Origin of the sequence: Lysinibacillus sp. NPDC093688, from assembly GCF_050280145.1 — a bacterium.
In the GTDB taxonomy this organism is placed as follows: Bacteria; Bacillota; Bacilli; order Bacillales_A; family Planococcaceae; genus Lysinibacillus; species Lysinibacillus xylanilyticus_B.
In genome coordinates this window covers 82,120-104,475 of record NZ_JBNNUX010000009.1, presented here as the reverse complement: position 1 = coordinate 104,475, position 22,356 = coordinate 82,120, and the positions used below count along the sequence as shown (strand labels likewise).

Genomic DNA, 22,356 nt, shown 5'->3' with positions numbered 1-22,356 from the left:
GAAAGAAATCAGAGCGACGGATAGAAAAGGCGAAGTGACGGAAAGAAGATGCAAAGCGACGGATAGAAGAGTCAAAGCGACGGAAAGAAAATTCAAAGTGATGGATAGAAAGCAGAGTGATAGATAGAACCGTCAAATTCGTGGATAGAGTGGCCAAAGAGATGGATAGAGCCGTCAAAGCGACGGAAAGAAGTCAGAGCGACGGGTGGAAAAGGCGAAGTGACGGAAAGAACCGGCGAAGTGACGGATAGTACAGGCGAAGCGACGGATGAAAGAGGCAAAGCGACGGATGGAAAAGGCGAAGTGACGGAAAGAACCGGCAAAGCGACGGATGGAAATCAGAGCGACGGATAGAACCGTCAAAGTGACGGAAAGAAGTCAGAGCGACGGATGGAAGAGACGAAGCGACGGATAGAACCAGCAAAGCGACGGATAGAAGAGTCAAAGTGACGGAAAGAACCGTCAAAGTGATGGATAGAATGCAGAGTGATGGATAGAAAGGTCAAAGTCGTGGATAGAGTGGCCAAATTCGTGGATAGAAAGGTCAAAGTCGTGGATAGAGTGGCCAAATTCGTGGATAGAACGCCAAAGCGACGAATAAAACACCAAAAGAGAACCCATTATTACTCATAATAGAGCCAAACTTTCTAATAAAAATATAAAGGATGTTTAAATTCATGAATTTTTTTCCGATATAAGTTTTAACTTCTTTCAGCAGGTATCCAAATACCAGCACGCAATTATGCCAAGGCATAATTGATTCTCGAAGTTTCAAATAAAAATTTAGAGGTGAGTGATGTGAGGAGATCATTGATTTTTCAATTAGACGGAAGAGAGCGAGAGCAGCGTTTAAGGACGAAATTGCTTACGAATATTCCTCAATCAAAAGTGGGATCTGAGCTACCACACATCTCTACAAAATTAACATTGGAGCAAATACATATAATGATGCAAGTCATTGAGGAAATTCGCCTGAAACGCTATAAAGAAAGACTGTAAATGTAAGCGCCTTCTAAGCTATAATAGCTGAGGAGGTGTTTTATTATGAACGTGGTATTTGTAGATACGGTTTTAGGTACTGAGCTTTTGCATATGGTGTCACATGATGTGGCGGGGGTTTTAGCTGCGGCGCAAGGGGAAAGTGTGACGTTTCCAGTTGGCCATTTTAAGTATGAATTCCATAACTTAGATTTTTATGAGGAAGACGGAGAAATACGACAGGAATTAGTCATTTACGTAAAGAAAGTATAATACTCCGTAAAATGAAAACAATAAACGCAGGTGCAAATAGAGCAATTTGTTTGCTTTTATTCATACCTGTAACTATAATAGTTACAACGGGTGGTGATACATATGGTGAACAGTCGGTTTTCGGTAGCGATCCATATTCTTTCGCTTATTGCTACAACATCTGATAAAAGTCAGTTGACGTCTGAGTACATCGCTGGAAGTGTGAATACAAATCCAGTTGTTGTGCGACGTATGATTGGTGTGCTAAAAAAAGCGGGTTTGCTTACCTCGCAATCAGGTATTGCAGGCTATGACCTTTTAGTAGAGCCAAAAGATTTAACGCTTTTAGCTATTTACCATGCGATTGATGGGCCAGAGCAGCTATTTGCGATTCACGATGAGCCAAATCCAGCATGTACAGTTGGTCAAAAAATCCAACGGACATTGGAAGGTGTTTATACATCTGTTTGGCATGCAATGGAAGAACAATTACAAGCACAAACTTTACAGGATGTGCTAGATCAACTTCGTTAAATCAACGAAGTCGATCTTTTGTATCTAACCTGTAACTAAAATGGTTACAATTGAAAAATAGGAGGAATTATAATGATGAAAATTGCAGTAATTGGTGCAACAGGGAAAGCAGGACAAAAGATTGTAGAGGAGGCACTACAACGTGGTCATGATGTAGCTGCGATTGTACGTTCAGCTTCAAAAGTAACAGGAAATACTCCGGTAATTGAAAAGGATGTTTTTGCATTATCTCAAGAAGATGTGAAAAGTTTTGACGTAGTCGTAAATGCGTTTGGTGCTCCTGCTGGTCAGGAGGAATTACATGTGAAAGCTGGCCGTCATTTAATTGATATTTTCACGGGTATTGATACAAAATTATTTGTTGTCGGTGGAGCGGGTAGTCTGTTTGTAGACCCAGAGAAAACTGTACGCGTAATGGATACACCGGATTTTCCAGAAATGTTTTACGCGACAGCTAAAAATCAAGGTGAAAATCTACATGACTTACAACAATCTTCTATTACCTGGACATTTTTAAGCCCATCTGCTTTCTTTGATCCTGAAGGTCCACGTACAGGTAGCTATACTGCTGGAGAAGATCATTTAATAGTAAATACTGCTGGGGAAAGTTATGTTAGCTATGCAGATTATGCCGTTGCAGTGTTAGATGAAGTTGAAAATCCAAAGCATGTAAACAGCCGTTTTACAGTGACTTCTAATAAATAATGATGAAACCGAGCGTTCAACTGCGCTCGGTTTTTATCTTCATTTTGGAATTGTTTTTGTAGAGAAAGAGAACAATAGCAACAGGTCTTTTTGTGCGAAAGCGAAGCGACAGCAACAGGTGTTTTATGTGCGACAGCAACAATTAGACAAGGTGAAATTAAGTATTTTTCATTTTACAGACAATTGCCTGTTTACAATACGTCAGTTATTAGCTACTATCAAGTGTGAGTATTACATAAAAGGAGACGACAATTATGTCCACACAACGTATAGAAAAAGACTTTTTAGGTGAACGTGCCTTACCAAGCAATGCTTATTACGGAATCCAAACGCTTCGTGCAACTGAAAATTTCCCGATTACAGGGTATACAATTCATTCGGCACTTATTAAAGCAATGGGTATTGTTAAAAAAGCAGCTGCTTTAAGTAATATGGAGGTACACCTACTTTCAAAAGAAATCGGAGATGCAATTGTCGAAGCTGCACAAGAAGTTATTGATGGCGAGTGGGATGCTGAATTTATCGTTGACCCTATCCAAGGTGGCGCAGGCACATCGATTAATATGAATGCCAACGAAGTTATTGCTAACCGTTCCTTAGAGATTTTAGGCAAAGAAAAAGGGGACTATCATACGATTAGCCCAAACAGCCATGTAAATATGTCACAATCAACAAACGATGCTTTCCCAACAGCTATTCATATTGCTGTGTTGAATTTGATAGATGAATTACTTCTTACAATGGAAAACATGCAAGCTGTGTTCCACCAAAAAGCGGAGCAATTTGCGCATGTTATTAAAATGGGTCGTACGCATTTACAAGACGCTGTACCGATTCGATTAGGGCAAGAATTTGAAGCATATTGCCGTGTAATCACTCGCGATATTGCGCGTATTCGCCAAACTCGCCCAAATTTATATGATGTAAATATGGGAGCAACAGCTGTTGGAACAGGATTAAATGCATTCCCTGACTATATTCAATCAGTTGATATTCATCTAGCAGAAATTTCAGGATTACCGCTTAAAGGCGCTACACACTTAGTAGATGCAACACAAAATACGGATGCTTATACAGAAGTATCAGGCGCATTAAAAATCTGTATGATTAATATGTCGAAAATTGCTAATGACCTTCGTTTAATGGCATCTGGTCCACGTGCTGGATTAGGGGAAATCATTTTACCAGCGCGTCAACCTGGATCGTCTATTATGCCAGGGAAAGTAAATCCTGTTATGCCAGAGGTACTGAACCAAGTGGCCTTCCAAGTAATTGGTAATGACCATACGATTTCTTTAGCATCTGAAGCAGGGCAATTAGAATTAAACGTAATGGAGCCAGTACTGGTCTTTAACTTAATTCAATCTATTAGTATTATGAATAACGTGTTCCGAGCATTTACACAAAATTGCTTGAAGGATATTGAAGCAAACGAAGAACGTATGAAAGAATATGTGGAAAAAAGCGTTGGTGTACTAACAGCAGTGAACCCGCATATTGGCTATGAAGTAGCTGCACGAATTGCACGTGAAGCAATCTTATCTGGTCGTTCAATTCGTGAACTTTGCCTTGAAGAGGGTGTACTAACGAAAGAACAATTAGATTTAATTTTAGATCCATATGAGATGACTCATCCAGGTATTGCTGGATCAAGTATTATGAAATTAAAATAATTTATGATGAAAGCACTTTGTCTAGAGCAAAGTGCTTTTTTGTTGTTGAAATTAAAATGGTCAAGGGAATCTTGGTGAATGTGGAGCTGCTTAATAGGGATGTTTTCCGTTTCGGTTACATTCCTATGGGCGAATGTTTGTTAACGCTTCGCCTTCGCGCAGAAAACATTTGCCGCTGGCGCTCCGCTTTCGCGCAGAAAACATTTGTTGGCCCAACACCCCCCCTTGTCTTTACGGAAATCAGCCTTAAGGAAGAGTCAAACTTTTATATCACATCTTATACAAAATAGTTTTGAACAATATGAAAACACTTTTCCTTTTGTGATTCTTTATTCTTACAAAAGTTGAACTTTTTTCTATGAATTTTAGGATATTTAAACTATAATTATTTCTATGAATAATATTATAGTTGGGGGAATTTAGTATGAGTTTACGGAAAAAAAGTATAATTGGCTTTTCTATTTTAAATGTTCTCATGGGTGTTATTTTGATTATAGACCTGACAAATTTAACCTCATTAGAATGGCTATCCACTTTATTAACAGTAATAGGAATGACGATGACCATTTCCTGTATTTTCTATGTGAAATATAAAATTATCAAGCCAATTAAACAATTAGCAGTTTCCGCCCAAGCTATAGCTGAGGGGAATATGGACACTTCTCCTATCGAGATAAATTCCAATGATGAGGTTGCAGAGTTAGCTAAAGCGTTTATTGAGATGAAGGAACGATTACATACGATGACACAAAAAATTGCTAGTAGTTCTACAGATTTATCAGCGAGCATAGAGGAGCTATCAGCAAGTACAAATGAAATTACAGATGCTGTAAACGAAGTTGATTCACAAATGGAGAATACGACTGAGGGTCTTAAGAAAGCAGCGCAGTCTGCAAATGAAAGTGCTATAGCTATGCAGGAAACTGCTGATGGTATTGAACGTATTACCGTGGCTACGCAAGATGTATTTGATCATGCTAAAGAAGCAAATGACATTGCAGGTAATGGTGCGGAAATTTTACACGTAGCTAAAAATCAAATGGAATTCATTTCGGATTCTACAGAAAAAACAAGTCAATTAATGCAGCAATTATCAGGCAAAATGACAGATATAAAATCTATGACAGACATGATTACGGCCATTACAGATCAAACGAATTTACTTGCATTAAATGCAGCGATTGAAGCGGCGCGTGCAGGAGAGCATGGTAAAGGCTTTGCAGTAGTAGCGGAAGAAGTTCGAAAATTAGCGGAGCAATCTAAGAATTCGGCTATTCAAATTGTCGAGCTAGTAGTTGGCATTGAAAGCGATACAAAACAAGTAGCTACCTCTGTCGAAGAAGACTTGAAAAACGTTCAGCAGGGCGTCTATGTCATTGATGAGGCTACAAAGTCATTTGGTACGATCTCTCAGCATGTTAGCAAAATGACGAACCAGCTAGAGGATATTTCCGCAACAGCTGAAGAGCTTACAAGTAGTGCGAATGAGGTTACAAAATTAGTTTCGACAATCGCAAATGGGATGGATAGTTTAACGAATTCCACAGAGGTCGTTCTACAGTCAGTTGATGAACAAAGTGCCTCTATGCAAGCGGTCAACATGGTAGTGTCACAAGACCTATGTAAACAAGCTGAAAATTTACAAAAGCTTACACAGAGATTTAGTGGACATTAATGTGTAACATTATCCATCAAAAAAGGCTATTTTGCAGAGGGATTTTCTGCGAAATAGCCTTTTCTATTTAAAGTGAGGTCTACTTAATTACCTGCGGTTAATAGCTTCCGAATTAACTATTAAATAAGCCGAAAAAATTAGTTTTTATCGTAAAAAATACTATGGTAATCACAAACATCATTTCTACAATAGTAGCAACAAAGTCTTTTCTATTTTTTGCGTATTTCCATTCCATAAATGCTCGTATTATTTCAGAGGCTATTAAAGAGATAATTATGATAAACCATGTTTCAAAATACCAAGCAATTTCAACCATATCATTGTAAATTGTATAATACGTACTAATTAAAAATAGAGTCGTAAAAAATATTCGTACCGACAGATCTAGTTTTCTATGTCTTTCGTTCAGATAATTATAAGAAAACCATTTCTTTCTCTCGGCACCTAGTAACTTCCTTATGGCAAATCCAAAAAGACTAATTATTACTAGTAGCACAATTAGAAAAAGCATTAATGTTCTTAGTTCGATAATAATAGTATTCAATGTCATTCACCTCTCAAACCGGGCATTTTTATCCTAACTGAAAATTCTATCTGTAAAGAGAATGTAGCATCGAAGAGTATTACTTGGTAGTGATATGAGAAATGCATGCTTGTAAGAGCGAGATTGGAATGCGTAATGTCTATGAGTTACATTCAAACACATGTCCTTAGATTGAATGTTAGGGGTATTTTTTAAAGACGTTTAATATGACATTTGTCTTCTATCATCAAGTAATACCACCATTTTTATTGCAATAATATTCTACTTCTATGATATGAGGAGAAGAAATACCGCGATTGGAGTATTTTCCAGCCACAGTAATAAGATAAGAGCGACCTCCATCGACAATTGAATAGTTGTATCCTGTTTGTATCCAATTACCGCTACCATTTTCAATTTTCGAAGATATAGAGTTCATAGCTGAGAACAACTGTCTACCATAAGGTTTATTAAAATTTAACTGCGTTTCAAAAGAGCCTTCAAAACTAATAATCTCTAATTTTGAACCTATATGTATTTCCACTGTTTTTGGCACAAAAGTTGGGGAATAAGCATCGTTAATTTTTGACACGATAATTGAAGCATCTACTCTTTCTTTTAACATCTTTTCAAAATCCTTAACTTCAACCCAGTATTCATCTGTAAACTTTGATATTGGCTCTATTACAAAGTTTACATTATATTTTTCATTTACTTTTTCTACAAGAGAAATATATTCCTTGTAATACTTTTCTTTTTGCTCTGGAGTTAATTGGAGAGGAGTTGCTTTAATATCTGATAACTTATTATTTTCATCAGTCGAAAGTTTTGAAGGTTCTGCATTTTCTATTTTTTCATTTACACACCCTGTTAAAAAGAAGGTTACCAGTATAGCTCTTGCAAACATATAATTTTTCAAAACCTTCACCTCACAAAAAGCTAATTAAATGACAGAATAATTAGTCGCTTTATAGAATTATAACATATTTACAAATATTGGGATGAGAAAAGTGGGAAGTAACTTTATGTTTATACAATAAGCTGCTTTGAGTTGATTATTAGATGGTAAATGTATAACAGAAGAGATTGATTATACAATTACCGATACGATAAGGTCTAAACCGTTTTACATACATTATAACCGATCTGTTAAAGTCTGGGTTATTTTAGAATTTATGTTAATATATTTATAGAACCTCGCTAAAAATTTGAATGCCGTTTTGTGATGAGTAAAGAAGGGTGGGAAACTAAATGGGGATAAATTTTAATAGCTTTCTTAGAGAAGAATTGTCAGTAATTGATATTCAGGTAGCTAAGGAACATGGTGAGATCACATCAAAAGAATTAACTATGTATTATTTACACAGAATTGCTAAGTATGATCAAGATGGTCAGAGAATTAATTCTATGCTTGAAATTAATCCTGAAGCGATATTTATTGCTGAAGCATTAGATGAGGAAAGAGTGACAAAAGGGGTTAGAGGACCTCTACACGGAATTCCGGTTGTTTTAAAAGACAATATCGAAACGAAAGATTTTATGCATACTAGTGCAGGCGTAATAGCGTTAGAAAACTATTTAGCTGAGCAGGATGCATATCTAGTAAAAAAACTCCGTGAAGCGGGGGCTGTTATTTTAGGGAAAGCAAATATGACTGAATTAGCGAACGGTATGTCGAGTACGATGTGGGCGGGGTATAGTTCTCGAGGTGGGCAAACACTTAATCCTTATGGAGATCCAGAACTTTATGTTGGAGGATCCAGCTCGGGGTCGGCGGTAGCAGTGGCATCGAATTTTGCTGTTCTATCAATTGGAACGGAGACAGATGCCTCGATTTTAAGTCCTGCTATTACAAATTCAGTAGTCGGCATAAAACCGACTGTTGGGCTCATTAGTCGACAGGGCATTATTCCGTTTACATACTCTCAAGACACAGCAGGGCCAATGGCAAGAACGGTTACAGATGCAGCTATTTTATTGGGCGTATTAACGGATGTAGATCAAGACGACGTTGCTACATATAAAAGCGAAGGAAGGATACATCAAGATTACTCAATCTTTTTAGAAGCTACAGGATTAAAGGGTGCTAGAATCGGTGTTTATACGAATGCCTCCAAAACTTATTATGAGTCAGAGGAATATGACGAAACCCTTTTTAATAAGGCAATTCAGGTTTTAAGAGAGCAAGGAGCCATTATTTTTGAAGACATCGATATTCCTTCTTTCCATAGGGACTGGAAATGGGCAGTACCGCAATATGAATTTAAGCATAGTTTAAATAATTTCCTTGTAAATCTACCTTCTCACATTCCTGTACATTCTATTTCTGAGTTAATTCAATTTAATAAACTATCGGAAGAAAAGTCGTTAAAATATGGGCAGGATAAATTGGAATCGAGAGAGAAATTACCGAACACGTTAAGAGATTCTGAATACTTAAATGCCAAATTAGAGGATTTGTATTTTTCTCAAGAACAAGGAATCGATTATACATTAAAAAAATATGACTTAGATGCGATTATGTTTCCATCATATATAGGCTCGACAATTAGCGCGAAAGCTGGATATCCGTCTATTGCCGTCCCAGCAGGGTATATGAAAAATGGCAGACCGTTTGGCATAACTTTCGCAGGGACTGCATTTAGTGAAGATGTTTTAATAAAACTTGCATTTTCATATGAACAAGCAAGTAATTTACGAAAAGCTCCTGAGTTGTCATAAGATCCCAGACTCAATTGACTTTGAAAATACAGTACTTTACAATTAATAGTAAGGGAATTGGTATTTTCCAGTTTCTTAACAACTGAATAGCGTGGAGTAATAGGTGTAAATTGCGTGCAATTTACTTAAAAGGGAAGTTGGTGCAAATCCAACACTGTCCCGCAACTGTAAATGTGAGCGACTTTTCATATACCACTGTTTAACGACGGGAAGGGGAAAGGTAGCGATGATCATGAGTCAGGATACCTGCCTATTATGAGTACACACCATAACCCTACGAGGAATAGGAGGTGGCATGTTGACAAAACAGAATGCTCTGTTCGTCACTGTACGTCAAACGCCCAAAATAAAAGAAGGTAATCGCTTTCAAGGCAGTTCTTTTATTCTTGGGTATAATTTGACATTATGTGATGAATGAAAAAGATAGAATGAAGGATTTCCTCTAATTGTAGGAGATCCTTTTTTTATGCGAAAGAAGACTTCCGTTTTGGAAAATATGTACGAAAAGAGGATGGAATTATGACGAATATTCATGAATGTACAGCACAGGAATCGCAATATGTAGAAATGAAAATTTGTAAGCAGCCACGCACTGAGGTTGCCAAGAAAGCTACCACAAGAATGGTTGTAGAATCACTTGTCGATCAATTAATAGCTAGCAATCTTATTAGTAATGAACGATTGTTTGATAAAATTTTATATAACAAAGATATTATTTGGATTCAAAATGAAAGTTTTAATGGCCACCTTTTTGCAAAGGCGACTATTACAGATCAACTAAAAACAAAAACAAATGATTTTATGATGTATATGCCGACAAATCCAATTGTGTACGAGGTGAATGGAGAGCAGTATCATTTAATTACACGCATTGATTCGACTCGTGCAAAACCAAATATAGAGCGACTTTCCCATGCTCCTAAGCCAATACTAAGTGCTGCTCGGGTGAATGATTTATTGTGCTCGATAGTGATGCGTTTTTATGAAGTATATTTAGACGATTTATCACGAGTAGCTCATAAAAATAAACAACTGATTAATTTTGTAGAGCGAGAGTATCATCAATTTTTAAAAGCGGTGAAGGAACTAAATGATTATCATTTAAACTGGCACCCACGTGGTAACGGTCATGAACTATTGCTCGAACTGATTGATAATTTACAACTTTTGAAAAGTAGACCTGGCAAGGTTTTAATGGATTTCTCTCATTCCCATAGCTACGTTGTTGTGGAACCTTCATACCGCATTTTCAAACAGGCACGGAAAATGATACAAGCTTTGTGAATTAAATATGCGCGGAGTGAAGATGAATACCCGCGATAGCAGGGGAAATATCCGCGGAAGGCAGGCAAATACCCGCGATAGCAGAGGAAATACCCGCGGAATGAAAGCAAATACCCGCGGAAGGCAAGAATACCCGCGGAAGGAAAGCAAATACCCGCGCGAGGCAAAGATACCCGCGGAAGAAAGGTAAATACCCACGATAGCAGAGGAAATACCCACGGAATGAAAGCAATACCCGCGCGAGGCAAGAATACCCGCGGAAGGCAGGCAAATACCCGCGATAGCAGAGGAAATACCCGCGGAAGGAAAGCAAATACCCGCGCGAGACAAGAATACCCGCGGAAGAAAGGCAAATACCCGCGATAGCAGAGGAAATACCCGCGGAAGGAAAGCAAATACCCGCGGAAGGCAAGAATACCCGCGGAAGAAAGGTAAATACCCGCGCGAGACAAGATAATACCCACGAAACATGAAAAACAGGACATTGATCTAACAAATCATGTCCTGTTTTTAAAAATTTAGTCAATACAATGCATCGCTGCTTGTGCCTCGTGCCATGGAACGGAGTAGCCCTTGCCTTTTGCGCAAAAAATACTAGAGGATGAATATTCAGGATCGGCGTTCTTATCGTAGCCAATTTGCTCAATAATGTCTTCTGTATTGTGACACGCATCGTAGCCATCAAATTGTAGTGAGAGTACGCCCTTTCCATTGGTGTAGGCGGCAAAGGTTGTACTGTAGTTCATAAATGTTGAGACAGGGGCGCGACCGGTTACAATCGCATCATGTTCAGTTATGATGGGCGCGTCAAATGTACCGGCAGCTTGCTGAATGTCGGTCATCATGCGACCTATAAAATCACTAGAGGCCTTAAGCTTAAAGCGGTAATATGGCTCTAGTAATACATTTTCTGCTTGTTCCAGCCCTTGCCGCAATGCACGGAATGTTGCTTCACGGAAGTCGCCCCCTTCAGTATGTTTAATATGTGCGCGACCCGTTAAGAGCGTGAAGCGAATATCTGTCACGGGGAAACCGGTTAACAGCCCATGATGATCGCGCTCGAATAAATGTTTTTCAATGAGTCGTTGATGTCCAACTGATAAATCATCCGCGTGGCATGCGTTGACAAATGTATTGCCGGTACCGCGTGTATTTGGCTCCATCAATAAATGGACTTCTGCGTAATGTTTTAATGGCTCAAAATGACCATAGCCTGTCACAGTTGTGGCGATCGTTTCCATATACAAAATCTGTGGTTCGCTAAATGAAATGTCTAGCGAGAAGCGCGTATGAAGCACTTCGATAAGCACCTCGAGTTGGATGACACCCATAATATGTACATGAATTTCTTGAAATTTTTCATGCCATAGCACACGTAATGATGGTTCTTCTGCTTCAAGTGTGCGGAAAACTTTTAAAACTTCCTTTATATGCTGATCACCTTCATAGTGTACTTTTGCCTGTAAAGTCGGTACTAGCTCATAGGGCTGAGGATTACTTGAATAACCGATGATATCGCCAATGTTTGCTTGACTAATCCCTTTAACTGCGAAAATCTCCCCAGCCTTAACCTGTTGAGATGTTTCAAAACGGCTGCCATTGTATTGTCGAATCTCAGTTACTTTTTCAGTAACGTCTCCAAATGAAAGTTCATCACGGACATGTAACGTTCCTTGTAAAGCCTTGATAAAAGTTAAGCGTTGATGTCCATCATGACGAATTTTAAACACCTCACCTTGAAACGGAGCATTGTAATTAAAATGTGTTTCTGTAAGGAGGGGGAGCTGTGCTAGGAATTCCTTTATCCCAATATCTTTTAAGGCAGAGCCAGTAAAGCACAAAAAGGCCTTTTCCTGTTTAATCAACGATTGTATATGAGTTATGCAGCTTGAGCTATCCAATGTCTCATTAAGAAAAGCATCGAGAAGCTGCTCATCATGTTCAGCAAGCCACTCCATCATATCATTTGAAACAAAGTCAGCTCGGAGCGGTTCGTCTACGAATAGAACATCCACAGAGCAATCCTTTTGAAGCTGCGCCATAACGGCTTCAACATCTGCTCCTTCACGATCAATTTTGTTGATAAAAAAGAAGGTTGGGACGTGATATTGGCGTAAAAGTTGCCACACTGTTTCAGTATGGCCTTGTATTCCTTCGACGGCACTTACAATAATAATGGCATAATCCATAACCCGAATGGCGCGCTCCATCTCTGGGGAGAAATCGACGTGCCCAGGTGTATCGATCAATGTATATGTATCATCTCCAAGCGTCATGCGACCTTGCTCCGCAAAAATCGTAATGCCTCGCTGACGCTCCAGTTCATGATTATCTAGAAATGTGTCCTGGTGATCCACTCGCCCACGGGCTTGAATACTGTTTGTGTGAAATAGTAACTGCTCAGAAAATGTTGTTTTACCGGCATCGACGTGAGCAAGTACTCCAATTGTTACATGCATAAAAGATCCTCGTTTCTATTCATCCATTAACAACATTGTAACAGATTGGGTTGAAAAATATTTCGAATAAAATTTGTTAGTGATAATGAACAATAATATTAATATATTTCTGATTTCTGGGAGTCTATTCGCAATGACATTGTAGCCACACCATGAGAAGGCGTAAAGCAGATAAACCTCGGCTAATATGAACAAGGGCCATTTAATCTTTTCCATCGATAATCATCTTTAACAGATGTGTAAATGTACAAATTATGCATCTATCATTTTCTGATTATTCTGAAAAAATAATGACAATTTAACTATGTCATGATATGGTAATTGAGAAAACGTTTTCGTAAAACGTTTTCCTAAAGAGTGATCTTAATAGTAGGTGAAGATGATGAAACGATGGACCATAAAAGATATTGCTAAACAAGCGGGTGTTTCCATTACAACTGTTTCCCGAGTATTGAATGAAAAAGAAGAGGGAATGTCTCCAAAGACACGTGAAAAGGTATTAAAAGTAATGGAGGAGGTAGATTTCCAGCCTAACCAATTTGCTCGTGGTCTTGTTACGAAGCAATCGAAAATATTTGGGTTAATTATTCCGAACATTTCTAATCCTTATTTTCCTGAATTATGTCGGGGGGTGGAAGATGAAGCGAATGAAAGAGAATATAGTTTAATCATCTGTAATTCTGATGATCAATCTGATAAAGAGAAACGATATTTGCGACTATTAGAAGAACAACAGGTAGATGGAATCATTTTTTCTGCAAAAGATTCTTTGGAGTCTTCGGATGAAGAGCATTTATCACGTGCAAAAATTCCTTTCGTTCTCGTCGATAGGGGAAAAAATGAAAAAAAACATTCCAGTGTCTTTTTAGATAATGATAAAGGTGGATATTTAGCAGGAAAGCATTTAACAGAACTGGGACATAGAAAGATAGCGTGCATTATTGGACCAAAGTCTATTTCTTTGACTAATGAACGTTTAGAGGGTTTCAAAAGAGCATTGGCTGAATCAGGCGTTGAACTTTCGCCATCGCATATTATTGAAGGGGACTTTCAGATGGAAATGGCGTACCAAAAGTCCAAAGACCTCCTTATGAAAAAAGAAATAACGGCTATATTTGCCTTTAATGATGTGATGGCATTCGGTGTTTACCGTATGGCTCACGAGCTTGGTATTCATATACCGAGGGATTTATCCATCGTAGGCTTTGATGATATTCCGTTAGTATCTGCATTAATACCAATGCTTACTACCATTCGTCAAGATACTTATCTAATGGGACGGGAGGCTGTGAAGCTTTTAATACAAAAACTTGAGAATAATGAAACGCAATCTATTATGTTTAATCCGACTCTAGTAGTACGAGAAAGTAGTACATCACTTTTATTACTGTAACTTATCATCATAAAACAGTAAAAATTATAGATTAACTATAGGAGTGAACTTGATGGGAAAAATACCAGTAATTATTGATTGTGACCCGGGAATTGACGATGTAATGGCGCTATTATTAGCTTTTTCTCGAGATGATCTGGACATAAAGTTAATTACAACGGAACCAGGAAATCAAACTCAAGATAAAACGATCTACAATGCTAGAGCTTTTACTAGTTACATGAAACAAAATATTGAAATCGCAAGAGGCTTGAAGGATCCTTTCTTCCGTGAACTTGAGGTTGCGGATGATGTTCACGGAGAGAGTGGGTTAGGAGAAGTCATTTTTCCGGAGCCGGATTTACTTGAAAGTGGTAGAACAGCCTTAAATGCTTTAATTGCTGTTTTAACTGAAAGTGAGGAACCTATCGTTTTAATCGCAACTGGCCCACTTACGAATATCGGAGCATTACTGCTTGCCCATCCAGACGTAAAAGAAAAAATCAGCTATATTTCGTATATGGGTGGTGCAGCTGTATCCGGCAATATGAGTCCTTTTGCAGAATTTAATGTATATGTTGATCCACATGCAGCTAATATCGTTTTTCGTTCTGGAATTCCTATTATTATGAGCGGACTTGATGTTACACATAAAGCGTATATCAATATGGAAGAATTGAATCAAATTGAAAGCTTGGGTACAGATTTATCTCAAAAGATTGGGGCAATGCTTCGCTTCTATATTCAAAATGCTAAAAATAATGATTTTCAAGAAACAGATTTTGAAAATAGTTTTCGTTTGCATGATCTTTGTGCTGTGTCCTATGTTGTCACTCCGGAACTTTTTGAAGGGAAAGATTGCTTTGTAGCGGTTGAAACAGAAGGGCGCCATACTGCTGGTGCGACGGTTGTAGATTACATGCACCGCTCTGGCAAACCTCATAATGTAAAAGTTTTGCATTCGGTAAATCGTGAAGCTTTTGTCAATCAATTTATGGAAGCGGTTGCAAAAATGGGCCGTCAAATCAATCAATAATAAAAAAGGTGGGAATCCAAGATGAAACGTAGTTTTAAAGATGATTTTAATATGATGTCTATGCTTCTTATTCCTATTGGTGTAGCAGTTAACATTGTCGGTTTTCAAATTGCTAACGTTTTAAGGCTCCCTATTTTTCTTGATACGATTGGAACCATTTTAATCGGGGTCGTTGCTGGTCCTTGGGTTGCATTACTTGCTGGATTAATTACAAACCTTATAAATGGTATTTTCAATCCTACGTATTTTCCATATGCCATTACATCGGTGGCGATTGGGTTAGGAGTAGGATACTTGTCTAAAGGAGGAATGTTTAAAAATATTCCTAAAACGATTATTTCCGGTATTGTGATTACATTTATTGCTGTTATAGTTTCTGCTCCGATTACAGTGTTAGTTTTTGGAGGAGCAACAGGAAGTACAGGATCTCTCCTTACAGCTACATTCCTTGCTTCAGGACAAAAAATTTGGAGTGCCGTGTTTGCCTCATCCTTTATCTTTGAAATTGCGGACAAAGTAGTATCTGCTCTAATCGTTTACTTTATTGTAAGAAAAATGTCTGATCGCTATTTATCAAAAATGAATTACGGGACTCTATACATGAAACGTGAAGACCGATAGTACTTTCATGAAGTCTTTCCGTTCTGCATGAGCGGAAAGATCTACTTTTTCTGAGGAGGGTTCACAGTGCAGAAAAATTTCATTCAGCAGCTGCATCCATTGACTAAATTTTTCTTTGCATTACTTGTATCAGCTGCCGTTCTTATAATTCCCGGGTTTAAATTTTCATTTCTAGTTTTTCCAATTTTACTTCTTATCGCTGCCGCTGCAAGCGTTTTGAAAGAATTTTTTGGAACTGTTGTGAAGGCTTTGTTATTTTTACTAATTATCGTTTTCTTCATGCAGCTCTTTTTCTATCCAGGTGATCATCTGATAGGACAATGGGGAATATTCAAATGGACTGAGGAAGGCTTGAATTATGGATTAACGCTTACTTCTCGTATTCTTGCAATGGGTTCGGCCTTCATATTATTTTTCCGTTTGACAGAGGTTCGTGACTTTGTAAAATCGCTAGAAGATGCTGGCCTACCTCCAATGGGAGCGTATGTTGTTTTATCCACATTACAAATTATTCCTGAAATGCGACGCCATGCTAACACAATTATGGATGCGCAAAAAACACGTGGAGTAGAAACGGAAGGGTCAATGTTCATAAGAGCTAAAGCATTTATCCCAACTTTAACTCCTCTCATATTATCATCTATATCAAGTACTGAGGAACGAGCAATTACTTTAGAATCGAGAGCATTTTCAGCTCCAACAAAGAAGACTAGTTTGCATAAGCTAACAAAAAGTACAGCTGATCGAATTTTACCATTCGTCTATATTCTCATTTTAGTAGGATTGGTGTTATGGAGGATACTTACATGAATACTATAATTGAAATGAAAAATGTCTCATATCGATATCCAGTTAGTGATGATTGGAATATAAAAAATGTGTCTTTTACAATTGAAAAGGGGAAATTCATAGCCATTATTGGCAACAATGGTTCGGGGAAAACGACTCTTTGTAATATCATACGTGGATTCATTCCACACTTTTATAAAGGCGACCTTGAAGGGGACGTTATTGTCGATGATAAAAGAATAGTAGAATACCAATTAGGTCAATTAGGAGAAAAGATTGGCTATGTCTTTCAAAATCCTTTCATCCAAGTATCAGGAGTAAAAGATACTGTCTTTGACGAAGTAGCATATGGGCTCGAAAATTTAGGTGTAGAAGAAAATGAAATTATAGAGAGAGTAAATGCAATATTAAAGCTAATTAAAATCGAGCATTTACGAGAAAAACATCCAATGGAACTTTCGGGTGGTCAACGCCAACGTGTTGCACTTGCTTCAATCATCGTAATGAATCCCGATATCCTTGTCATTGACGAGCCAACATCTCAGTTAGATCCAATTGGAACGGAGCATGTATTTAATATCATTCGTCTTATGAAAGATAAGGGAAAAACAATTATTCTAGTAGAACATAAAATGGACTTAATTGCTGAATATGCAGACAATTTAATTGTCCTTCACGAGGGAGAAATTATTTTACAAGGTCCGACCCGAGATGTTTTTGCCGATCCACGATTTGGAGAATTTAACATTCAATATCCTCATGTAACCGAGGTCGCTCTTAATTTACAGAAAAACGGTGTTACATTAAAATATGTCCCGATTCGTGACGAGGAATTACCTGAAAGCATAAGTTGGGCAAGCGTAGGGGAGAGTGCTTATGACTGAACTTCAATTGAAAAATGTCAGTTTCGCTTATCCCGATGGAACAAAAGCATTAGAAAATTTGACACTTACTGTTCCTACTGGCCAACGCTTAGCCATTATTGGACAAAATGGGGCCGGAAAGACAACAGCAGTAAAATTAATGAACGGTCTATTAAAACCAACTGAAGGCGAGGTAACTGTTGGAGATTGGCATACAAAAGATTATACGACTGCTCAAGTATCTCGAAAGGTTGGTTATGTATTTCAAAATCCGGACGATCAAATTTTCCATAATAATGTGGCATTAGAAGTCCAGTTTGGTCCTAAAAATATGGGTTTTGATCCAGATCGTGTATCACTTCTAACAGATTGGGCGATGAAATTATGTGGAATTTATGATGTTTCTCACGAAAATCCTTATAATCTTCCCTATTCGGTCCGTAAATTTGTTACCATTGCGTCCGTTTTGGCAATGGATTCCGATGTGATTATTTTAGATGAGCCGACAGCTGGGCAGGATCGGGTCGGATTAGATTTATTAAGTAAGCTTTTAGACGAATTAGAGGGAAAGGGAAAAACTGTTATTGCGATTACGCATGATATGGAATTTGTCACGGATTATTTCTCTCGAATTGTTGTAATGGCAAATCGAAAGATTATTGCAGATGATGATTCAGAACACATTTTTTATAATCCTGCGATATTAGAAGAAAGTATGCTGAAACCGCCTGCAGTTGCTAAAATGGCCAACTTAATGGGCTTGGAGAAAGGTATTTTGACAAAAGACCAATTATTATCCGTATTAAAGGAAAGAGATTTTATGAGAGGACGATAACTGGTATGGATATTTCATTAGTTGGGAGCATTAACATAGATCTTGTTTATCGTGTTCCTTATATCGTTAATAATGGTGAAACGCTTCACAGTAAGTCTTATAGTGTTCATTTCGGTGGAAAGGGTGCAAACCAAGCTGGAACTGCAAGCCAGCTAGGAGCAAACGTTCATTTCATTGGAAAAGTAGGCAAAGATGATTTCGGGGAACAGGCTATAGACAATTTAAAAAATAAAGGCGTTTATGTTGATTCCGTTCAAAAGGAAGGAGCAACTGGGCAAGCGATTATTCAAGTGACAGATACCGGTGATAATGCGATTGTTTTATTTTCCGGTGCAAACTTTTTAGTTACTCCTAAACAAATTGAACAAGAAACACATATCATTTCTTCAAGTAAGGTACTCCTTCTTCAGCTTGAAATACCGCTTGATACAGTTGAAAGGGCCGTGGAAATCGCATCTCAACATAGAAAAATCGTTATCCTAAATCCAGCACCAACTCATCAATTACCAGATTCATTATTGGAGAAAATTACATTTTTAACACCGAATGAAACAGAACTTGCTCAATTAACGGGTATTGAAACGACAACGGAAGAAAATATTCGCTCCGCATGTCGTTTATTGCTAGAAAAAGGGGTTGGAACAGTAGTCGTTACACTTGGATCCAAAGGCTCTTTTTATATGAATCATGGAGAAAGTGGCTGGATTCCAGCGTTGAGCGTTGACACAATAGATACAACTGGTGCAGGAGATGCTTTTAATGGCGCTTTGGCAGTAGGACTGTGCCGGGGGGATTCGCTTCGAAGTTCAATCGATTTTGCTACGAAAGTTTCTGCTTATGTCGTTACTCAAATGGGTGCACAACCATTAATCCCGGATTCACTTTTGAAATAAATGATAGCCGTAGCTCTTCGTAGTTATTACGAAGCAGCTACGTTTTTTTTGATGTTTTTATACTTCTAAACAGCAAGTCATTAGTTGGTATTCGAAATCCTCTTTAGATTAAAAATCAATTTCTCCTAAAAAAGAGGAATAATACTTAGGGTGTCGAAATATTGTACTAAGTAACGAAATTTTCACACAAAGGGGATAGGGGAATTATGACATTGAAACAAGGGATGAAACCAGAAGATCTATATGAATTAAAATCAGTGGCAGATCCACAAGTATCACCTGATGGAACAGAAGTGGTGTATGTAGAGACTCATATTGATGAGAAGAAAAAGGACTATGTGTCTAATTTATTTTACATAAACTTAAATGATAAAAAACAGCAACAATGGACATTTGGTGAAGATAAAACGAATTCACCAGTTTGGTCTCCGGATGGCAGTAAAATCGCGTTTGTGTCAACGAGAAATGGCATGCCACAAATTTTTGTTCTTTCTAAAGCAGGTGGGGAAGCGAAACAAGTTACTAATTGTAAAAACGGTGCGACATCGCCTACGTGGTCTCCTTGTGGAGAGAAAATCGCCTTCTCTATCAAGCTTGGTAAAGATGAAAACATTGATGATAAAGCTGAAAAGAATCAAAAAGAAGACAAAGAGCTAAAACCACTTGAAATAGAGAAGATGAAACATAAATCAGATGCAGCTGGATTTATAGATATGGAGCAATTTTATCAAATTGCGATCGTTCATCTTGAATCAGGAGAATTAGAGCTAGTGACGGAAGGGAAACATAATTTACAGCTTGGTACATGGTCTCCGAACGGTAAATATCTTTCGTACATTGCGGACTTAACGGAGGACCTAGACTTTTCCTTCATAAGTGATATTTACTTATTAGATTTAGAAACGAAACATGGTCGCAAGCTAACAGAAGGGGAAGGGGTGTTCTATCAAACTTCATGGTCTCCGAACAGCCGCTTCATAGCTTATGTTGGAAGTGAAAGAGAATTTGAAAATGCAACACATGCAAAGTTATGGATTTATGATTTGGACAATAACAATAAAACATGTGTAACGAGTGAATTTGACGCGCCTGTCGGTGATTTTGTTGTCGGCGATTTCCTTCAAGGTGTTGTTGCTCCGTGTGTCCAGTGGTTGGAGGATAATAAAAGCTTTTATTTCCAAGTGACAGATCACGGCAATACAGCTATTTATTTTGGCAATCTATCGGGAGAATTATATCCAGCTATTCATGACGATCAATATGTTTATGGTTTTTCGCTTGATCATAAAAATGATAGAGCGGTAGTTGCAATTAGCACGACGACAAACCCTGGTGATCTATTTTACGTAAATTTAAATACCGGTGAAAAGGAACAGCTTACTACAGTTAATGAAGAATTTTTAAAGACTAGAGCATTATCTGTTCCAGAAGCAATTGAATATGAAGGGGCAGATGGCTGGAAAGTAAGCGGCTGGATGATGAAGCCAATCGGATATGAGGAAGGGGAAAAATATCCACTTATTCTTGAAATCCATGGCGGGCCGCACGCAATGTATGCCAATTCCTATTTTAACGAATTCCAAATTCTTGCTGCTCAAGGCTTTGCGGTTCTCTATACGAATCCTCGTGGAAGTCATGGATATGGTCAAAAATTTGTGGATGCAGTCCGTGGCGATTACGGCGGCAATGATTATAATGACCTAATGGCTGCTGTTGATTATGCCTTGGAGCAATATGATTTCATTGACCAAAACCGTCTCGGTGTTACAGGTGGAAGCTATGGGGGCTTCATGACAAACTGGATTGTCGGACAGACAAAACGCTTTAAAGCAGCAGTTACGCAACGTTGCATTTCTAACTGGATAAGCTTTTATGGCGTAAGTGATATCGGCTATTACTTTACAGACTGGCAAATCCAGGCGGGACTAAACGATATAGAGAAGCTATGGCAACATTCACCACTTAAGTATGTGGACAATGTGGAGACGCCATTGTTAATTTTACACAGTGAAAAAGACTATCGCTGCCCGATTGAGCAAGCAGAGCAATTGTTTATCGCCTTAAAACACCGTAAAAAAGAAACAAAATTTGTGCGCTTCCCTGAAGCCAATCACGAACTTTCAAGGAGCGGAAAACCAACGTTACGAATTAATAGACTAGAATATATTAGAGATTGGTTTGTGGACTATCTATAAGAGAAATATAGGTGGCTTAAGAAGTTAAAATCTTCTTAGGCCACCTTTTTAAAAATATTTTATTCGATTAACATTAAAATGATTGTAGACGTTACGATATTTCGTATCGGATTCAACTTGAGGAAGGAATTATATGTTCGAAATACTTTTTAGCTCTTCATTAATAATCCCATAAAACACTAAATCCTCGTATTGATCGTCTTTGATGACGTGATCTTTTAAAACTCCTTCTTGTTTCATGCCAATCTTGTCCATTACTTTTCCTGAAGCGGGGTTCGTTGAAAAATATCGAGCAAATACTTTATGCAGTTTCTTTTCTTCAAAAGCGAATTGTACAATCGACTGCGCAGCCTCCGTTGCATAGCCTTTTCCCCAATACTCCTCGCCAATCCAATAGGCGATTTCACCTTGCTTAAAACGTTTATTATTCGATAATGCAATGGCTCCATATAATTCGCCAGTTGCCTTATCTGTAACTGCAAATTCGTACGAAATATCCTGAGTAAAATTATCGTAATGATGTTCCATCCATGATAATGCATCATTTAAACTATATGGATAAGGTAGGTACATGGTGCTTTTATAAATATTATAGTTATTGCAAAGCTTTGTAACAGTTTCTGCATCGGTTGTTTGAAATAATCTAAGAACGAGTCTTTCTGTAGTAATCATTAATTTTTCATGAACATATCCCATTCAATCATCTCCGTTTTTCGATATTTGTTTGGTAGAAGCAGTTGAAAATCCTTTTTCTGTTTATTTGTAGACGAGCATATACAGTAATCTCTTTGTCATTTTTACGAACCCAATAACTTAGCAAGGAATAAGAAAAATACGTAGAGACCGAAAGATGCAACACATAAGCAGATAACAAAGATGGACATAATGTTGTCAAATGATCTATTTGTTTTATAATTCCTTAAGATAAATAATCCGAAAACGAATCCT

The 22,356-nt window shown here is 37.9% G+C and carries 22 protein-coding genes and 1 riboswitch; of the genes, 18 read left to right on the top strand and 4 right to left on the bottom strand.

Features of this window, described 5'->3' with window-relative positions; translation table 11 throughout:
• The first annotated feature begins 219 nt into the window (after positions 1-219).
• The 8 genes from ACQKN2_RS09875 (at position 220) to ACQKN2_RS09840 (ending at position 5,817) form a co-directional block, all read left to right on the top strand.
• A complete protein-coding gene (locus ACQKN2_RS09875) occupies positions 220-354 on the top strand; it encodes a hypothetical protein (RefSeq protein ID WP_427414819.1) in 135 nt (44 codons plus the stop codon).
• Positions 355-489: 135 nt separating this feature from the next.
• Entirely contained in the window at positions 490-633 is a 144-nt protein-coding gene (locus ACQKN2_RS09870; RefSeq protein ID WP_427414818.1) for a hypothetical protein, read from the top strand.
• Positions 634-810: 177 nt separating this feature from the next.
• Positions 811-999: a hypothetical protein gene (locus ACQKN2_RS09865; protein ID WP_427414817.1), complete on the top strand. Its 189-nt coding sequence runs from the start codon at positions 811-813 to the stop codon at positions 997-999.
• Between the two features lie 45 nt (positions 1,000-1,044).
• Positions 1,045-1,251, top strand: a complete 207-nt coding sequence (locus ACQKN2_RS09860; RefSeq protein WP_323650105.1) for a thymidylate synthase — start codon at positions 1,045-1,047, stop codon at positions 1,249-1,251.
• 102 nt (positions 1,252-1,353) lie between these two features.
• Positions 1,354-1,764, top strand: a complete 411-nt coding sequence (locus tag ACQKN2_RS09855; RefSeq protein WP_323650102.1) for an Rrf2 family transcriptional regulator — start codon at positions 1,354-1,356, stop codon at positions 1,762-1,764.
• A 75-nt stretch (positions 1,765-1,839) separates the two neighbouring features.
• On the top strand, positions 1,840-2,469 hold the full coding sequence (locus tag ACQKN2_RS09850; RefSeq protein WP_427414866.1) for an NAD(P)-dependent oxidoreductase: 630 nt from the start codon (positions 1,840-1,842) through the stop codon (positions 2,467-2,469).
• A 254-nt stretch (positions 2,470-2,723) separates the two neighbouring features.
• Positions 2,724-4,142 (top strand): aspartate ammonia-lyase, encoded by a 1,419-nt coding sequence (gene aspA / locus ACQKN2_RS09845; RefSeq protein WP_427414816.1) that lies wholly within the window; start codon positions 2,724-2,726, stop codon positions 4,140-4,142.
• A 424-nt stretch (positions 4,143-4,566) separates the two neighbouring features.
• Entirely contained in the window at positions 4,567-5,817 is a 1,251-nt protein-coding gene (locus ACQKN2_RS09840; RefSeq protein WP_427414815.1) for a methyl-accepting chemotaxis protein, read from the top strand.
• 112 nt (positions 5,818-5,929) lie between these two features.
• On the opposite strand, the gene ACQKN2_RS09835 is transcribed toward ACQKN2_RS09840, so the two are convergent.
• Positions 5,930-6,367, bottom strand: coding sequence for a DUF4181 domain-containing protein (locus ACQKN2_RS09835; protein ID WP_427414814.1), 438 nt, complete (start codon positions 6,365-6,367; stop codon positions 5,930-5,932).
• Positions 6,368-6,587: 220 nt separating this feature from the next.
• A complete protein-coding gene (locus ACQKN2_RS09830) occupies positions 6,588-7,268 on the bottom strand; it encodes a hypothetical protein (protein ID WP_427414813.1) in 681 nt (226 codons plus the stop codon).
• Between the two features lie 323 nt (positions 7,269-7,591).
• On the opposite strand from ACQKN2_RS09830, the gene ACQKN2_RS09825 reads away from it, so the two are divergent.
• Together ACQKN2_RS09825 and ACQKN2_RS09820 are read left to right on the top strand one after the other, a co-directional pair.
• Positions 7,592-9,061 (top strand): amidase family protein, encoded by a 1,470-nt coding sequence (locus ACQKN2_RS09825; RefSeq protein WP_427414812.1) that lies wholly within the window; start codon positions 7,592-7,594, stop codon positions 9,059-9,061.
• 84 nt (positions 9,062-9,145) lie between these two features.
• Positions 9,146-9,329: riboswitch (cobalamin riboswitch) on the top strand.
• A gap of 251 nt (positions 9,330-9,580) precedes the next feature.
• Entirely contained in the window at positions 9,581-10,345 is a 765-nt protein-coding gene (locus ACQKN2_RS09820; RefSeq protein ID WP_427414811.1) for a hypothetical protein, read from the top strand.
• 518 nt (positions 10,346-10,863) lie between these two features.
• On the opposite strand, the gene ACQKN2_RS09815 is transcribed toward ACQKN2_RS09820, so the two are convergent.
• Positions 10,864-12,804, bottom strand: coding sequence for a GTP-binding protein (locus ACQKN2_RS09815; protein ID WP_427414810.1), 1,941 nt, complete (start codon positions 12,802-12,804; stop codon positions 10,864-10,866).
• Between the two features lie 379 nt (positions 12,805-13,183).
• On the opposite strand from ACQKN2_RS09815, the gene ACQKN2_RS09810 reads away from it, so the two are divergent.
• From ACQKN2_RS09810 to ACQKN2_RS09775, 8 genes are all read left to right on the top strand, one after another.
• Complete coding sequence (locus tag ACQKN2_RS09810) at positions 13,184-14,197, top strand: LacI family DNA-binding transcriptional regulator (RefSeq protein WP_427414809.1); 1,014 nt, start codon at positions 13,184-13,186, stop codon at positions 14,195-14,197.
• 52 nt (positions 14,198-14,249) lie between these two features.
• Entirely contained in the window at positions 14,250-15,212 is a 963-nt protein-coding gene (locus tag ACQKN2_RS09805; protein ID WP_427414808.1) for a nucleoside hydrolase, read from the top strand.
• A gap of 21 nt (positions 15,213-15,233) precedes the next feature.
• A complete protein-coding gene (locus ACQKN2_RS09800) occupies positions 15,234-15,833 on the top strand; it encodes an ECF transporter S component (protein WP_427414807.1) in 600 nt (199 codons plus the stop codon).
• Between the two features lie 66 nt (positions 15,834-15,899).
• Entirely contained in the window at positions 15,900-16,643 is a 744-nt protein-coding gene (locus ACQKN2_RS09795) for an energy-coupling factor transporter transmembrane component T family protein (RefSeq protein WP_427414806.1), read from the top strand.
• Complete coding sequence (locus ACQKN2_RS09790; RefSeq protein WP_427414805.1) at positions 16,640-17,506, top strand: energy-coupling factor ABC transporter ATP-binding protein; 867 nt, start codon at positions 16,640-16,642, stop codon at positions 17,504-17,506. Before ACQKN2_RS09795 ends, ACQKN2_RS09790 begins: the two co-directional genes overlap by 4 nt.
• Positions 17,499-18,320, top strand: a complete 822-nt coding sequence (locus ACQKN2_RS09785; protein WP_427414804.1) for an energy-coupling factor ABC transporter ATP-binding protein — start codon at positions 17,499-17,501, stop codon at positions 18,318-18,320. Before ACQKN2_RS09790 ends, ACQKN2_RS09785 begins: the two co-directional genes overlap by 8 nt.
• A gap of 5 nt (positions 18,321-18,325) precedes the next feature.
• On the top strand, positions 18,326-19,213 hold the full coding sequence (gene rbsK / locus ACQKN2_RS09780; protein WP_427414803.1) for a ribokinase: 888 nt from the start codon (positions 18,326-18,328) through the stop codon (positions 19,211-19,213).
• A gap of 206 nt (positions 19,214-19,419) precedes the next feature.
• On the top strand, positions 19,420-21,408 hold the full coding sequence (locus ACQKN2_RS09775) for a S9 family peptidase (RefSeq protein WP_427414802.1): 1,989 nt from the start codon (positions 19,420-19,422) through the stop codon (positions 21,406-21,408).
• A gap of 129 nt (positions 21,409-21,537) precedes the next feature.
• On the opposite strand, the gene ACQKN2_RS09770 is transcribed toward ACQKN2_RS09775, so the two are convergent.
• The gene (locus tag ACQKN2_RS09770; protein ID WP_427414801.1) at positions 21,538-22,104 is read right to left on the bottom strand and encodes a GNAT family N-acetyltransferase; all 567 of its coding nucleotides are present in this window, start codon (positions 22,102-22,104) and stop codon (positions 21,538-21,540) included.
• Positions 22,105-22,356: the final 252 nt, after the last annotated feature.

Bases quoted from the DNA above. Each gene is read 5' to 3' on its own strand.
- ACQKN2_RS09870 (WP_427414818.1), top strand. From the start codon at position 490: ATGGATAGAAAGGTCAAAGTCGTGGATAGAGTGGCCAAATTCGTGGAT.
- ACQKN2_RS09860 (WP_323650105.1), top strand. From the start codon at position 1,045: ATGAACGTGGTATTTGTAGATACGGTTTTAGGTACTGAGCTTTTGCAT.
- ACQKN2_RS09855 (WP_323650102.1), top strand. From the start codon at position 1,354: ATGGTGAACAGTCGGTTTTCGGTAGCGATCCATATTCTTTCGCTTATT.
- ACQKN2_RS09850 (WP_427414866.1), top strand. From the start codon at position 1,840: ATGAAAATTGCAGTAATTGGTGCAACAGGGAAAGCAGGACAAAAGATT.
- aspA (WP_427414816.1), top strand. From the start codon at position 2,724: ATGTCCACACAACGTATAGAAAAAGACTTTTTAGGTGAACGTGCCTTA.
- ACQKN2_RS09840 (WP_427414815.1), top strand. From the start codon at position 4,567: ATGAGTTTACGGAAAAAAAGTATAATTGGCTTTTCTATTTTAAATGTT.
- ACQKN2_RS09835 (WP_427414814.1), bottom strand. From the start codon at position 6,367: ATGACATTGAATACTATTATTATCGAACTAAGAACATTAATGCTTTTT.
- ACQKN2_RS09825 (WP_427414812.1), top strand. From the start codon at position 7,592: ATGGGGATAAATTTTAATAGCTTTCTTAGAGAAGAATTGTCAGTAATT.
- ACQKN2_RS09820 (WP_427414811.1), top strand. From the start codon at position 9,581: ATGACGAATATTCATGAATGTACAGCACAGGAATCGCAATATGTAGAA.
- ACQKN2_RS09815 (WP_427414810.1), bottom strand. From the start codon at position 12,804: ATGCATGTAACAATTGGAGTACTTGCTCACGTCGATGCCGGTAAAACA.
- ACQKN2_RS09810 (WP_427414809.1), top strand. From the start codon at position 13,184: ATGATGAAACGATGGACCATAAAAGATATTGCTAAACAAGCGGGTGTT.
- ACQKN2_RS09805 (WP_427414808.1), top strand. From the start codon at position 14,250: ATGGGAAAAATACCAGTAATTATTGATTGTGACCCGGGAATTGACGAT.
- ACQKN2_RS09800 (WP_427414807.1), top strand. From the start codon at position 15,234: ATGAAACGTAGTTTTAAAGATGATTTTAATATGATGTCTATGCTTCTT.
- ACQKN2_RS09790 (WP_427414805.1), top strand. From the start codon at position 16,640: ATGAATACTATAATTGAAATGAAAAATGTCTCATATCGATATCCAGTT.
- ACQKN2_RS09785 (WP_427414804.1), top strand. From the start codon at position 17,499: ATGACTGAACTTCAATTGAAAAATGTCAGTTTCGCTTATCCCGATGGA.
- rbsK (WP_427414803.1), top strand. From the start codon at position 18,326: ATGGATATTTCATTAGTTGGGAGCATTAACATAGATCTTGTTTATCGT.
- ACQKN2_RS09775 (WP_427414802.1), top strand. From the start codon at position 19,420: ATGACATTGAAACAAGGGATGAAACCAGAAGATCTATATGAATTAAAA.
- ACQKN2_RS09770 (WP_427414801.1), bottom strand. From the start codon at position 22,104: ATGGGATATGTTCATGAAAAATTAATGATTACTACAGAAAGACTCGTT.